This is a genomic window from Bacillus cereus group sp. BfR-BA-01441 (genome assembly GCF_022663075.1).
GTDB lineage: Bacteria > Bacillota > Bacilli > Bacillales > Bacillaceae_G > Bacillus_A > Bacillus_A cereus.
Genome location: NZ_JAKUEU010000023.1, coordinates 42,208 through 56,324 on the forward strand (window position 1 = coordinate 42,208; position 14,117 = coordinate 56,324).

Here is a 14,117-nt window from a genome sequence, read left to right on the forward strand (position 1 = left end):
AAAAACACACAGTGTGTTATAAAACAACACGCTTTTAACACATAACTGTATGAAAATAGATTAGTGTTTAGTTGTCTAGTTGTGTTTAATATGAAAAAACACTAAAAAAACTTTTTTATCGTAGGAATCTAGTAAAAAACAACATTTTCTTGGGCTCAGTCTTCTATCTATTCTATTGTCCAAGCAAACTCTACTAGATTACATAAAATAAAATAGAATAAAATAACACAATTCGAAAGGGGATTCCTATGCCAAAACATAGAAAACAAAGCAAAATAAAGATTTATAGAATAACAAGCTATAAAAAAGACAAGCGTTCTGAATTAGACTCTGACAAATTTGAACTAGAACAGCAGGACAAGCATGATATACAAGAAAAACAAGATAAACAGGACAAACAGGATGAGCAGAATAAGCAAGATAAGCAAGTACAATCGGAAAATGTAATTATAGTACCTACAGATTCACACAGCTTAGATGTGTGGGATGAAATTTCTCTAAAGGAAATACAAGCTGGTGAACATACGAACCTATTTGAAGAAAAAAGTAATTATCAAAATATTAATTTAGTCCAAGTAAACGATGTTCGCTTATACTTGGACAAGCAACTACAATTTAGTTCCGTTGATGAGCAAATTTATCATGAAGCACTTGTACATCCAATTATGTCAAAAGTAATCGATCCAAAACGTGTTCTCATATTAGGTGGTGGCGATGGTCTTGCCTTACGAGAAGTTTTGAAATATGAAACTGTGCTACATGTAGACCTTGTTGATTTAGACGAGGCGATGATTAATATGGCACGTAATGTTCCAGAAATAGTATCTTTAAACAAAAATGCTTTTTTTGATAATCGAGTGAACGTGCACGTATGCGATGCAAAAGAATTTCTAAATTCACCTTCATCTTTATACGATGTAATCATTATTGATTTTCCAGACCCAGCGACAGAGTTGTTAAGTACTTTATATACAAGCGAACTATTTGCTCGTATAGCTACATTCTTAACAGAAGATGGTGCTTTCGTCTGTCAATCTAATTCACCTGCTGATGCACCTCTAGTATATTGGAGTATCGGTAATACAATTGAACACGCTGGATTAACTGTAAAAAGCTATCATACAATCGTTCCTTCTTTCGGAACTGACTGGGGATTTCATCTTGCTACTAATTCTGCACATGTACTCGATCAAATTGAACAATTATATGTAGTACCAACTCCTCGAACATTGCCTGCTCTTCTTTTTCCTTTATTTCAATTTAAAGAAGAACATCTAGAACAACGTAACCTCGCTCTTTTAAATTCAGAATCAAATCTTATCTTACATCAATGCTACAAACAGGAAATGAAGTTTTGACGATATTATAGTAAGGAGTGCTGCCCTATGGAATATTCTACTTTTGGCAAGCATATAATAGTAGATTTGTGGGGAGTGGACTTTTCCCTATTAGATGATATGCACTTTTTAGAATATCATCTAGTTACAGCTGCAGATTACTCTGGTGCCCATGTTTTAAACGTAAGTAAAAAAGAGTTCCAGCCATATGGTGTTACTGTATTAGTGTTATTATCAGAAAGCCATCTTTCCATTCACACTTACCCGGAACAAAATTTTGCAGCTATTGACTGTTATACTTGCGGTACAACCGTTGAACCACAAATATCGATTGATTATATCGTAAATATATTAAAACCGGAACGGATGCATATAAAAAGATTAATTCGTGGTATAGGAGAAATTGTTACTGCCGATTAATTATAACTCTTACTCATCCGAAAAAAGGAGGATTGTAAAATACCATCAGTGGGATGAACATTCCACTGATGGTACAGGCACATACATAAAATGAAATTTTAATTAGTGGGAGTTTTACTGCCCGTTAATTCGAGATAAAAAAACCTTGCATAAGCAAGGTTCATTCATCCACCGACATCTTCCTATATAACTCTACAAACTCACTCGCTAATTCTTTCACCGTAATTGCATTCATTAAATGGTCTTGTGCGTGTACCATTAAAAGAGTAACTTCGGTCTTTTCACCACCAGCTTCTTTCTGGATAAGCTCCGTTTGTACACGGTGCGCCTCTTTTAATTCCTCTAGTGCTTCTTGTAATTTAGCTTCAGCTTCTGTAAACTCCCCACGCTTCGCACAATCAATTGCTTCCATTGAACAACTTCTCGCGTTTCCCCCATGCAAGATTAAATGAAAAGCTTTCGTCTCTATCGTATCCATTTTAGTTCTTTACTCCCCCTTTTCTTCCGCCAGTTTTTGTTTATCCCATATTTTTAAGAACGGTAAATAAATGAAGAATGCTAGCGCAAAGTTAACAAGTTGTAAAATAACACCTGAAATTTTCCCGCCCGATCCTAAATATCCACTAAAAAGAATAGGTGTCGTCCAAGGTACAGCGGCCCCACTCGGACGTGCGACCCATCCCCATTCCATTGCAAAGTACGAAACAATTGTTAACACAACTGGAACTAATATAAATGGAATTAGTAAAAGTGGGTTCATCACAATCGGCATACCAAAAGTTACCATCTCATTAATATTAAATATACCAGGTGCAATTGACAATCTCCCTAAACTTTTTAATTGTTGACTTCGTGCAAATAGTAACATTCCGACAACTAGAGCAAGCGTTGCACCAGAACCGCCCATATAAATCCATAAGTCAAAAAACTGTGCCGTAATCGTATTTGGTACATCTTGCCCAGCTTGAAAAGCAACTCGGTTTTGATCCATTAACGACAACCAAACGGGGCTCATTACACCACCAACAATAGTAGCACCATGAATTCCACACGACCAAAGAACATGAACGAGAATAACTGCTATGATTGCGCCCCAAAGACTAGCACCAAGTACACTAAGTGGTTCCTGTAAAATTTGTCCTACAATATTATGGATACTGCCAAAAGAAGTATTTTCTATAATTAAGCGTAAAATCCAAATAACTGTTACAACAATAAATCCTGGAACAAGTGCTGCAAATGAACGCGTGACAGCTGGTGGAACTGTCTCTGGCATCTTTATAATTATCTTTTTTTGTACAATAAACCGATAAAGTTCAGTAGATATAAGTGCAATAATCATTGCTACAAATAACCCTTGGCTTCCCATTAATGCAGCTGGGATAGCGCCTTCTACAAGTACACTTTCTTTTGTACTTGGTATAATATATGCAACTTGAAATGGAGTCGCAAGTAAAAACGTCACAAGCGACAATGCCCCGGATGCTAAAGCATCTACTTTATAATACTCTCCAAGTCTGTAAGCGATTCCAAAAACAGCTATTAAAGCCATTATATTAAAAGTTGCACTAACTGGATACCCTAAAGCTCGCTGCCAATTCTCCCCAAACAAACCTGACATAAAATCGTTATATCCCGGTATCGGCAGTGCACTAATAATAAGGAAAAACGATCCAATAATTAAGAAAGGCATCGTTAAAATAATTCCATCTCGAATTGCTTGTAAATGCCTCTGCTCTGCAACCTTCCCTGCTACCGGCATCACATACTTCTCTAAAAACCGTATCATCTATCCCACTCTCCTCATGGTTTCATTAACAAAGCTGCTTGCAAGATAGCTTCTCCATTACAAAGTCCGTAATGAACAGATTGAATGACATCAACAGGTATCCCTTTATCCTTACATAGTTCTTTCATTTTCGGTAATAAATAACGTACTTGCGGTCCAAGTAAAAGAACATCCGCTTTATCAATATGACTATTCACTTCAGAACCTGATACTGCCCAGATTGTTACTTCTATCCCTCTTGCCTCTGCTGCTTTCTCCATCTTTGTAACAATCAAACTGGAAGACATTCCCGCTGCACAGCAAAGTAAAATATTCATCCCGCTTCCCTCCCCCTTTTTCTTTACCTAAGTTATGGTGCACTCCTTGCCACCACTAGGTTACAAATATATATGTCTAGATTTCCTGCTGTATGCCGAGCTTAAAAACAAAAATTTCTTGATTTTCACGCTATTCCATTTATCCGTATTCTCCTAGTAAAGGGGCCCCTAACTCGCTATAATGATTCAGTATGATTTTTTTAATTGATAGGAGGATATATTTATGAAGGCATATCGCTTTCCACTTATTTTATTATCTTCTATCCTAATTGGTGGTTTCATTGGTTATTTCATGGGTGCCGATGCAGTTGCTTTAAAGCCGCTTGGTGACATTTTCTTAAACTTAATGTTTACGATTGTTGTACCTCTAGTGTTCTTTAGCATCGCATCGTCTATTGCTAATATGGATGGATTAAAACGTTTCGGTAAAATTATGTCTAGTATGGCTGGAACTTTCTTATTTACAAGTATTTTAGCTGCTATTTTTATGATTATTGTCGTGAAAGTATTCCCGCCAGCACAAGGTGTTGTACTAGAACTAACACAACCTGACAAAGCCGGCAAAGCTGTTAGTGTTGCAGATCAAATCGTCGGTATTTTAACAGTATCTGACTTCTCGAAGTTACTATCTCGTGAAAATATGTTAGCTCTTATTTTCTTCTCTATTTTAATGGGGATTGCAACTTCAGCAGTTGGCGAAAAAGGAAAGCCATTTGCTACATTCCTACAAGCTGGTGCAGAGATTTCAATGAAGGTTGTATCTTTCATTATGTACTACGCTCCAATCGGACTTGCTGCTTACTTTGCAGCATTAGTTGGCGAATTCGGACCACAACTTCTTGGAACTTACTTCCGAGCAGCAATGGTATACTATCCTGCTTCTCTAATTTATTTCTTTGTATTCTTCACATTCTATGCATACCTTGCAGGTCGCAAACAAGGTTTACAAGTATTTTGGAAGAACATGGTCTCTCCTACAGTTACATCACTTGCAACTTGTAGTAGTGCCGCAAGTATTCCAGCGAACTTAGAAGCAACGAAGAAAATGGGTATTTCTTCAGACGTTCGTGAAACAGTTGTCCTTCTTGGTTCTACACTTCATAAAGACGGCTCTGTTTTAGGTGGCGTATTAAAAATTGCTTTCTTATTCGGTATTTTCAACATGGAATTCGAAGGACCGAAAACATTAGCAATCGCACTTGTTGTTTCTCTATTAGTAGGAACAGTAATGGGTGCTATTCCAGGCGGTGGTATGATCGGTGAAATGTTAATCGTATCTCTATACGGTTTCCCGCCAGAAGCACTGCCAATTATCGCAGCAATTAGTACAATCATTGATCCACCTGCAACGATGTTAAACGTAACAGCAGATAACGCTTGTGCCGTAATGACAGCTCGCCTTGTAGAAGGTAAGAATTGGATCAAAAACAAATTTGCTTAATAGAAAGAGGATGCTCGTTTAGAGCATCCTCTTTCTTTATTTGTTGATAAGTTGATATTTCCTCTCGCCACAAATTTGTTACAATCTTCACAAATATTCCACATCCATTATCCATTCTCCGTACTATAATCATGTATGGAAAAGGAGATGGAAATAATGACACAAAGCGCACCTGAATTTAAAGTTTTGCAAAGCATTGCATTTCTCGCTGTCGTTTTGCAAAGTTCGTTATTATATACAATGAATCAAGGAAATGTCTCACTTGAGCAATCCCTCATTATGGGTATGCTATTTAATCTTGCAAAATTCTCAGCACCAGCATTCATATTTATCGTTGGATTTCACTTAATTCGTCACTATACGAAGCAATTAGTATATAAAGAATATATTTCTGAAAAAGCGACACACTTACTCATTCCTTATTTCTTTTGGTCTATTCTTTACTTATTAACAACAAACGATCTTATTACATTACAAAGTGGAATAAAAAGTTTATTACTCGGAACAGCCGCGCCCCATCTTTGGTACGTTATTATGATGTTCCAAATTCACTTATTGTTCCCTTTACTATGCACACTTTTTTATTGGTTTCAAAAACGAACAGAAAATAAAAAAGACATATATAAATATATGACCTTTTTCGCTTGCCTATATTTTCTATTAATGTGGTTCTCTTCTCACTATATTTTTAATGGAGAAAAATTAACAAGTTCAACAATTTTACATTATACAGATCGATCATTTCTATTCTACTCATTCTATTTCGTTATGGGTGGCATTGCCGCTGTAGCACTAAAAACTTGGCGTCTATTCGTCATGAAACATATCCCGCTTATAACAATATTATTTTTCATCTTATTTTTATTCATCAATTATGAGTTGTTTAGTTTTTACGGAGCAAACTCTATTCATTTAACTGTTTCTACCTATTTAAAGCCATCTATGTTTTTATATATCGTATGCGAAATTATCATACTGTATGTGTTATCTATTATGATAGTACAGCGTCGTGGTTTCTTATATAAAACGTTACGTTTCATTGGAAATTACACGTATGGTGCTTATTTAGCTCATTTATTCTTCTTGCAACTATGCACAAAACTTCTTTCCTTATTCACGCTGCAAGAAAATACTATATTATATACCCTATTACTATTTGTGTTAACGGCCATTATCTCTATTTCAACAATGGTCATTTGTAGCACAATACCATTTCATACTTGGATTACAGGACCTTCTCCTACAACAAAGATGAAATGGACGAAGGTTGTATTCCGAAAAAATCATAAAAAACTATTCAAGCCATATATTTGATATAATAATACGCATATAAAAAGAAAGCGAGAGACACCTATGATTAATCAAGTTGGACAAATTATGCTATATGTAAATAACCAAGACGAAACAGTACAATTTTGGACAGAAAAAGTAGGGTTCCAAATCATTGCGGAAGAAAATAACGGAAACGGATTCCGCTGGATTGAAATTGCACCGGCGAAAGAAGCAGGAACAAGCATCGTCCTTCACGATAAAGCGTTAATCGCGAAGATGCAACCTGAACTAAACCTAAATACACCTTCACTTATGTTCTTCTCAGATGACTTAGACCGTCTATATAAAGATCTTTCTGAGAAAAATGTCACAGTTGGACAGGTTGTAGATTTACCTACTGGTAGAGCATTCAACTTTGCTGATAATGAAAATAATTACTTTGCAGTAATGGAACGTAAATAAAAAATAAGCTATCCGAAAAAATCGGATAGCTTATTTCATCTTAAGAAACTTGTTCTACATTCGTTTCTCTATGCTGTATATGACTCGTGATCCAAGCAATTCCACCGGCAACAACGAGATAACATAACAATATTAAAATTTGCATTTGTAATTGCGACCAATCTCCTAAAGAGATAACATCTTGTAATCCTCTAAGAGAATGAGACATTGGGAGAAACTGTCCAATTTTGCTAAGAACAGCTATGTTTAATTCTCCTGGGAAAGTACCTCCGCTCGTCGCTAATTGCAGGACAAGAAGGGTTACCGCTAAGAACTTTCCAACAAGACCAAATACTGTTACTAACATAAGAATAAATGTCATGAACGTAAAGGAAATAACAATACTTGATAAAACAAAGAGTGGCACACTTGCAACTTCTAATTTCATAACACCTAGCACAACTACATCTACGAGTAGCGCTTGAATAAGTCCAATTAAATATACCAATCCTAGTTTATTAATAAAATGTACCGTTCCGCTTACCTTCATATTTTGTCTGCGGCCAAGAGGTAAAATATTCGATGCCATAATTCCGCCAACATAAAATGCAAGTGATAAGAAATATGGCGCAATGCCTGAACCGTAGTTAGGCACGTCAGAAACTGTTGACTTCACTAACTGAACTGGCTCTGAGAACATCGTATTACGTGCATCATCATTACGAACATCCGCTATCTTCTCTGCGCCCTCTCCCAATTTCGTAGAAAGTTCTTTCGCACCATCATCAAGTTTAACAAGTCCATTTGTTAATTTACCAGCACCGTTATTCAGCTCCGTTCCACCACTCGCAAGCTGATTTACACCTTCTTGCAATGATGTAAACCCATTTCCCCACTTCGTAAATCCATCAGCCAAATTCGATGCACCATCTGCTACCTTTTTCGTTCCAGCAGTAGCTTCATTTAACTTAACTCCGAATGTATTCATGCCTTCTTCAATCTTATGTTGACCGTCAGCAATCTTCTTCGCACCTTGTGTCAATTGTTGTTGGCTATTATTTAAAGTATTTGTTGCTTTAGCTAGTCCATCAGACGTAGCAACAATTTTTTGAAAAGCGGGATCTTGCTGCACTTCTGGATGATTTTTCACGTACTCTTCTAATTGTTGTTTTATACTATTAGCTGCACCATCCGCTTTTACTTGGCCTTCAGCAAGCTTCTCACTTCCGCTCACCCATTCATTTGTACCAGCACTTAATTCACTAACCCCTGATTGTAACGTTTTTTCACCTTGTGCTAATAACTCCATACCGCTATGAAGTGAAGTTGCTCCTTGACTTAGCTCATTCGCTCCGTCAGTTAAGGCTGATTTGCTAGAAGCAAGTTTTTCACTTCCCTCTTTCACTTTTGATGTCCCGTCACTTAAACGATGAATACCATCTGCAAGCTGATTTGCCCCATTTCTTGCATCTGTCGTTCCTTCATGTAACTTCCCAGCACCATTACTTGCATCACTCAACCCTTGTGCTAAGTCTTGAAACTTTGAAAACACACCTTCTGTATAAGATTTCGTAATACTATTTGAAATTTTTGTTTTCATATTTTCAACAGCTGTCGTTCCAATTTGAGCCGCTACAAAGTTTTTACCCGGATTTACTTTGTACTGCAATTGTGCTGGTTCTGGTTTCTCATCCATAAGTGTACTTACCTTTTTAGAGAAATCAGCTGGAATCGTAACAACCATATAGTACTTATCTTCTTTTAGCCCTTCATCAGCATTTTTTTCTGATACGAAATGAAAAGCCAGTTCTTTATTCTCCTTTAAATTTTTTACAAAATCGTCTCCTGCATGAATTGTTTTCTCATCCATCGCAGCACCTTTATCTAAATTCACAACCGCAACAGGTAATTTATCTAATTTTCCGTACGGATCCCAATATCCGGCTAAAAAGAATCCTGAATAAATTAACGGAACGATTAATAAAAAAATTAAAGCGATACGTCCATGTTTATGGTGCCACATCGCTTTCCAATCTTTAAATACAAGTTGAATTCCCTTCATGAAACATACTCCTTCTCCGAATTTAACACCATTAGAATGGTTTAACAGATTTACTATACACGTCACTTTCCATACTGTATAATACATCTTTAATTATTAATTCATTCCTTTTGGTCTATAGAAAGGAGACTCGAAATGGAACTGCTCCAGTTAAAATACTTTCAGACAGTGGCACGACTAGAACATATGACAAAGGCAGCTGAAGAATTGCATATCGCACAACCTTCACTCAGCAAAACAATCGCTAGACTCGAAAAGGATTTAGGCGTCCCTTTATTTGATCGCCAAGGTCGACAGATTACTTTAAATTCTTTCGGAAAAGTATTTTTGAAACGAGTAGAGCGTATTTTTCATGAATTAAGCGAAGGGGAACGAGAAATTAAAGATTTAGCCGAATTACAACAAAGCTCTATTACACTAGCCGTTTCTATTCCGAGAATATTGCCAGAACTACTTGGCTCTTTTTTACTAGAACATCCTAACGTTCGGTTCCAACAATTTCTGGCATCCACTCCTTCTATGAAACGACAACTAGATAATATAGAAATTGACTTTTGTATCTCCTCTGTGCCAATTGAAGGAGAAGAAATTGTTTGGGAACCACTTATTACAGAAGAAATTTTCTTAGTCGTCCCTTCAGGCCATCGTTTATCAGGCCGAGAAAATATCCACCTCCATGAAGTAAAGGACGAACCGTTCATTAGTATGAACACTGGCTATGGATTTCGGCACTTAACAGATGAATTTTGTAAAGAAGCTGGTTTCACTCCGCATATTGCTTTTGAAGTCGATGAACCGACCGTAATTAGCGACCTCATTAAGCAAGGTCTCGGCATCGCTTTTGTTCCAAGTTTAACTTTATTAAAAAACTCTACTTTAGCATCAAGCAAGTTGCGTATTATTGAACCCACTTGTCAGCGAACCATCGGATTAAGTTGGTCAAAAAAACGCTACTTATCAAAAACAGCTCAGCAATTCCGTGAATTCGTGATTGACTACTTCTCTAATATTAGGACATAAAATTATATGAACAAATAAAAGGTGCCACCCTCATATGGTGGCACCTTTTATTGTTCACTCTTTTTTAATTCCATTTCAGCTAAAAGCGGCAATACGTTATCAAAAATATGCGTATTATTATTTTCACCTGTTACATATCCACCGTAATATCTACTAAATACATTGTCATTTCGGAATGTGGCCATATGATCATACAATTCCTTCGCAAACTTTGTATCACCTGTTTGTAGTACGTACAAAATCGTTAGTCCGTACGCGGCCGGCGATTCATAATTCACAGTTTGTTTTCCCGTTTCTAAATTGTAACGACCGTATAGCTTTCCATCCTCCTGGAACTTCTTCTTTATAAATTCCAAATAAGCGGCTGATGAAAGACCACCTAAACTTCGATGATATGCAACGTATGATTGGTCAATAAGATTCACTTCTTTATCGTACGTAAATGTACCATCTTCTTTATACTCTTTTGGGAATGCCCAGCCATGCCTTGGATAATCTGCTAAAAATTGAACGACTTCCTGATATTGCTGAGCAGAAACTTTGCCGTACTTCTTCATATAGGAGAATGCACGCGGATTTATGTATGATGTTGTTACAAAATTATTTTGTTTTCCTGCATCTGCATCATAATAATCAACATAATAATTATCTTTTTTATTATAACGAAGTACAGCATCACTTAATTGATAGGCAAGGTTTTTATAACGCTCTTCCTTATACATTTCATAAGCACGATATAATTGTTCTATAATACGAAGATCATCTATAAGTGCATTTGTAGCTGACTGCCTCTCTCCCTTTTCAGAGAGTTTCCATAAAACGATATGATTCTTATATATGAAATTATCTTGAATAACCTTTACTTGCTCATCAAATAACGCCTGATCATCTTTATCAAGTGTATACTGTAACCATAATCCCGCCGATTCTGATAAAGCTTCACGTCCCTTAGCTTCACCCGTACCTGCCTTAGTATCTACTAAACGATACGTGGCAAGTGTTCCATTGTCATTCACCATATGTCTTAAAATAAAATTTTCTGTACGGTTTCCTTGTAAAGCTGACCAAAATACAATTCCACCTAAAGCGATTAAGAAGATAACTCCAATCCCTATATATAAACGTTTCCGCAATCTTTTCACCTCCCTAGTAAGGCTAACCTTAATTTTATCAGAACATACATAAATTTAAAAAAGACAATCTATTAGATTGTCTCCCGCATTTCTATCCCCCGCAAACCTCTTTAGAAGGTTTATATAGCGATTGTACAAGTCGATCATATTCACGACGTGTAATTTCTTTATTATATAGCTTCAATAATAAATCTCTATGCTCTTTTGAAAATGCCATCTTTTTAATGACTTCAGGATACATAAAACACCCTCTCCATTTCACATAAACTTCTTGATTCCGAAAAACAGAACTTATGTTCGCATAAAAGATTATAAAAGATTCCTGAGCAAAAAACAAACAAAACATGACCAACTATTTATTTCTTTCTATTCAAAATATTACAACATTATATTATCATATTCACTTTTTAAATACATATATATTTTTGGTAGTTTTTTTGAATAAATCTTCCAATTCAATCAGAAAATAATGGCAAAAAAGAAGAGGAGTTTACATATGGATACGGTAACATTAGCAAGAGCATTTTTTGGTTCTTCATTAGCATTCCACATTATCTTTGCAACACTTGGGGTCGGTCTTTCATTGATGATTTTTATAAGCGAAATACTCTATCACTGGAAGAAAGACTCCGACTATGCCATTATGGCGAAAAGATGGACAAAGGCGTTTGCTATTCTTCTCGGTGTAGCAATTCCAACTGGAACAATTGTTGGTGTGCAAATCTCACTTCTTTGGCCTGGTTTCGCCAAAATTGTTGGGCAAGTTATTTCTGTTCCCTTCCAAATTGAGATTTTTGCCTTCTTTTTGGAGGCTTTATTCATGTCGATTTACGTATATGCAGCCGATAAACTTCCTCCATTTATGAGATTAATCTCGCTATTTTTCGTCATGCTTGGTGCCACGGCATCCGCCGTGCTCATTACATCAGCAAATACATGGATGAATACACCAGCAGGCTTTTCAATGAATCCAGATGGATCTGTTTTTAACGTTGATCCTTGGAAAGCTTTCTTTAATCCGAGTTTTGGCACAAGTGCATTCCATGTCGTTATTACGGCTTATGCAACTGGTGCGGCTGTCATTGCTTCTATCGCTGGATTTAAATTATTGAAGAAAAATTTAAGTACACGTGAAATTGCTTATCATAAAAAGGGGCTACTATTAGGGCTTGTCGTGACATTTATTACAGGCGCTACGATGTGGCTTTCAGGGCACGAATCGGCAATCGCCCTACATAAACACTCACCTGAAAAACTTGCATCTGCTGAAGCTTTATTTGAAACGACATCACACGCACCGCTATCCATTGGCGGGGTTGTGGATCCTAATACACTTGAACTAAACTATGCACTTGAAATCCCAAACATGCTTAGCTTATTAGTGGGACTAGACCCTAGCACTGTCGTAAAAGGTCTAAATGAATTCCCACAAGAAACATGGCCACCATTTTATACACATACACTATTCAACTTAATGGTCGGCACCGCTGCGTTTACCTTTGCAGTTGCAGCAATTGCACTCTTATATTGGTACTTCGTTTACCGAAAAAAGGGAACAGAACTACCGAAGTGGCTACTTTGGGGGGCTGCCGCATGCGGACCAATTATGATGCTCGGTATTGAATTCGGATGGATTTTCAGTTGTAGCGGTCGTCAACCATGGACAATTTATGGTATGCAACGTACCGTCGATGCATCTACACGCGCCGATTTCGTCGGTCCTTTATTTGTTTTGTTCATCATTTTATATATTGGACTCGCTATTTTAACAGTCATTGTTCTACGGACATTCTTTAGAAGACATCCATTAAAGAATGATTTACAACACCAAGGAGGCGATTCTCATGCATGAGGAAAGTATTGCAATCATCATCTTATGGGCCCTTATTTTCGTATACAGTATATTAGGGTCCATCGATTTTGGAGCTGGTTTTTGGGGCATGGTATACGCCAAACATCCAACTCTCGCTGCCAAACTTGCGAATCGGTACTTATCACCCACTTGGGAAGTAACAAATACGTTTCTTGTTTTCGTCGTTGTCGCATTTCTCGGCTTCTTTCCGAAAGCGGCCTTTACTCTTGCGACAGTAATGTTCGTACCAGTTATGTTAATTTTAGTGCTCGTTGCAGTACGTAGTACGTTTATGGTATTTGCTTACTCCTTACCAAAATATCAGTACCTTCTTCGGGTTATTTCAGGTATTACTGGTCTCTTAATTCCAGCACTATTAATTACCGTTTTACCCGTTACAGAGGGAGCCTATATTACAATGTCTGAAGGAAAAGAAGTACTCCTGTATGGAAAACTTCTTTCTAGCCCGGTTATCTACTGTTATATGCTCTTCGGACTAACGTCTGAACTATTTCTCTCCTCTCTCTTTCTTGCTGATTTTGCGAGAGAACAAAGTTCAGAAGATACGTATAGAATTTATAGAAGAAATGCTATCATTCTTGGTCCTGCAACGCTCGTTACAGCAATCATCGCCCTCGTTGTAATGGACCCAGAAACACATTGGCTTATGCAAGGATTAATAAAGCAATTCCCGTGGTTTACAGTTTCTATTGTTTTATTCGTTATCGGATACTCGTCCCTTTGGTGGACAAACAAAAAATACAATACACTAGGATACCCTCGCATTGCCGTTTTAGCTGTCGTCGCTCAATATGCATTTGCCAGCTACGCTTACGGCGTCGCGCATTTACCTTATATTATTTATCCTGACGTAACTGTATTTACAAGCTTTACAACGAAAGAAACGTTCTATGCACTGCTCATTCTATACGCAATTGGGATTGCAATTTTATTACCAGGATTTATTTTCTTCTGGAATTTATTCTTGAAGGATCGTACTTTTTTGAAGGAAAAATAATATAGTCTTGGAGTC

Annotated in this window: 14 protein-coding genes; 8 read left to right on the forward strand and 6 right to left on the reverse strand. The window is 36.9% G+C overall.

Annotated features, from left to right (window positions below; genetic code table 11):
* Window positions 1-248 precede the first annotated feature (248 nt).
* On the forward strand, window positions 249-1,358 hold the full coding sequence (locus MR107_RS12220; RefSeq protein ID WP_074553750.1) for a polyamine aminopropyltransferase: 1,110 nt from the start codon (window positions 249-251) through the stop codon (window positions 1,356-1,358).
* Window positions 1,359-1,385: 27 nt separating this feature from the next.
* Window positions 1,386-1,757, forward strand: a complete 372-nt coding sequence (gene speD / locus MR107_RS12225) for an adenosylmethionine decarboxylase (protein WP_017656387.1) — start codon at window positions 1,386-1,388, stop codon at window positions 1,755-1,757.
* A 160-nt stretch (window positions 1,758-1,917) separates the two neighbouring features.
* Here the strand turns inward: speD and MR107_RS12230 are convergent, their stop codons facing one another.
* The 3 genes from MR107_RS12230 to MR107_RS12240 are packed head-to-tail and all read right to left on the reverse strand — an operon-like array spanning window position 1,918 to window position 3,863.
* Complete coding sequence (locus tag MR107_RS12230) at window positions 1,918-2,235, reverse strand: PTS sugar transporter subunit IIA (RefSeq protein WP_000379645.1); 318 nt, start codon at window positions 2,233-2,235, stop codon at window positions 1,918-1,920.
* A 9-nt stretch (window positions 2,236-2,244) separates the two neighbouring features.
* Complete coding sequence (celB, locus tag MR107_RS12235; protein WP_063246345.1) at window positions 2,245-3,546, reverse strand: PTS cellobiose transporter subunit IIC; 1,302 nt, start codon at window positions 3,544-3,546, stop codon at window positions 2,245-2,247.
* 14 nt (window positions 3,547-3,560) lie between these two features.
* Complete coding sequence (locus MR107_RS12240; RefSeq protein ID WP_001023554.1) at window positions 3,561-3,863, reverse strand: PTS sugar transporter subunit IIB; 303 nt, start codon at window positions 3,861-3,863, stop codon at window positions 3,561-3,563.
* Window positions 3,864-4,086: 223 nt separating this feature from the next.
* Here MR107_RS12240 and MR107_RS12245 point away from each other — a divergent pair, with 223 nt between their 5' ends.
* From MR107_RS12245 to MR107_RS12255, 3 genes are all read left to right on the forward strand, one after another.
* Entirely contained in the window at window positions 4,087-5,304 is a 1,218-nt protein-coding gene (locus MR107_RS12245; RefSeq protein WP_242292401.1) for a dicarboxylate/amino acid:cation symporter, read from the forward strand.
* Window positions 5,305-5,460: 156 nt separating this feature from the next.
* Entirely contained in the window at window positions 5,461-6,618 is a 1,158-nt protein-coding gene (locus MR107_RS12250) for an acyltransferase (RefSeq protein WP_234574291.1), read from the forward strand.
* A gap of 39 nt (window positions 6,619-6,657) precedes the next feature.
* Window positions 6,658-7,038 carry a VOC family protein gene (locus MR107_RS12255; protein WP_000610160.1) on the forward strand — a complete coding sequence of 127 codons (381 nt, stop codon included), beginning with the start codon at window positions 6,658-6,660 and terminating at the stop codon, window positions 7,036-7,038.
* A gap of 40 nt (window positions 7,039-7,078) precedes the next feature.
* Here the strand turns inward: MR107_RS12255 and MR107_RS12260 are convergent, their stop codons facing one another.
* Entirely contained in the window at window positions 7,079-9,079 is a 2,001-nt protein-coding gene (locus MR107_RS12260) for a YhgE/Pip domain-containing protein (protein ID WP_000676365.1), read from the reverse strand.
* A 135-nt stretch (window positions 9,080-9,214) separates the two neighbouring features.
* Between MR107_RS12260 and MR107_RS12265 the strand changes: the two genes are divergently transcribed.
* Window positions 9,215-10,099 (forward strand): LysR family transcriptional regulator, encoded by an 885-nt coding sequence (locus MR107_RS12265; protein ID WP_000421926.1) that lies wholly within the window; start codon window positions 9,215-9,217, stop codon window positions 10,097-10,099.
* Window positions 10,100-10,146: 47 nt separating this feature from the next.
* Here the strand turns inward: MR107_RS12265 and MR107_RS12270 are convergent, their stop codons facing one another.
* Both MR107_RS12270 and MR107_RS12275 read right to left on the reverse strand, forming a co-directional pair.
* Complete coding sequence (locus tag MR107_RS12270) at window positions 10,147-11,232, reverse strand: transcriptional regulator (protein ID WP_242292402.1); 1,086 nt, start codon at window positions 11,230-11,232, stop codon at window positions 10,147-10,149.
* Between the two features lie 91 nt (window positions 11,233-11,323).
* On the reverse strand, window positions 11,324-11,473 hold the full coding sequence (locus MR107_RS12275; protein ID WP_000283180.1) for a hypothetical protein: 150 nt from the start codon (window positions 11,471-11,473) through the stop codon (window positions 11,324-11,326).
* A 255-nt stretch (window positions 11,474-11,728) separates the two neighbouring features.
* On the opposite strand from MR107_RS12275, the gene cydA reads away from it, so the two are divergent.
* Window positions 11,729-13,084 carry a cytochrome ubiquinol oxidase subunit I gene (gene cydA / locus MR107_RS12280; RefSeq protein WP_000381985.1) on the forward strand — a complete coding sequence of 452 codons (1,356 nt, stop codon included), beginning with the start codon at window positions 11,729-11,731 and terminating at the stop codon, window positions 13,082-13,084.
* Window positions 13,077-14,102, forward strand: a complete 1,026-nt coding sequence (locus MR107_RS12285) for a cytochrome d ubiquinol oxidase subunit II (protein ID WP_000544186.1) — start codon at window positions 13,077-13,079, stop codon at window positions 14,100-14,102. The genes cydA and MR107_RS12285 overlap by 8 nt, the downstream gene beginning before the upstream one ends.
* The last annotated feature ends 15 nt before the right edge of the window (window positions 14,103-14,117 follow it).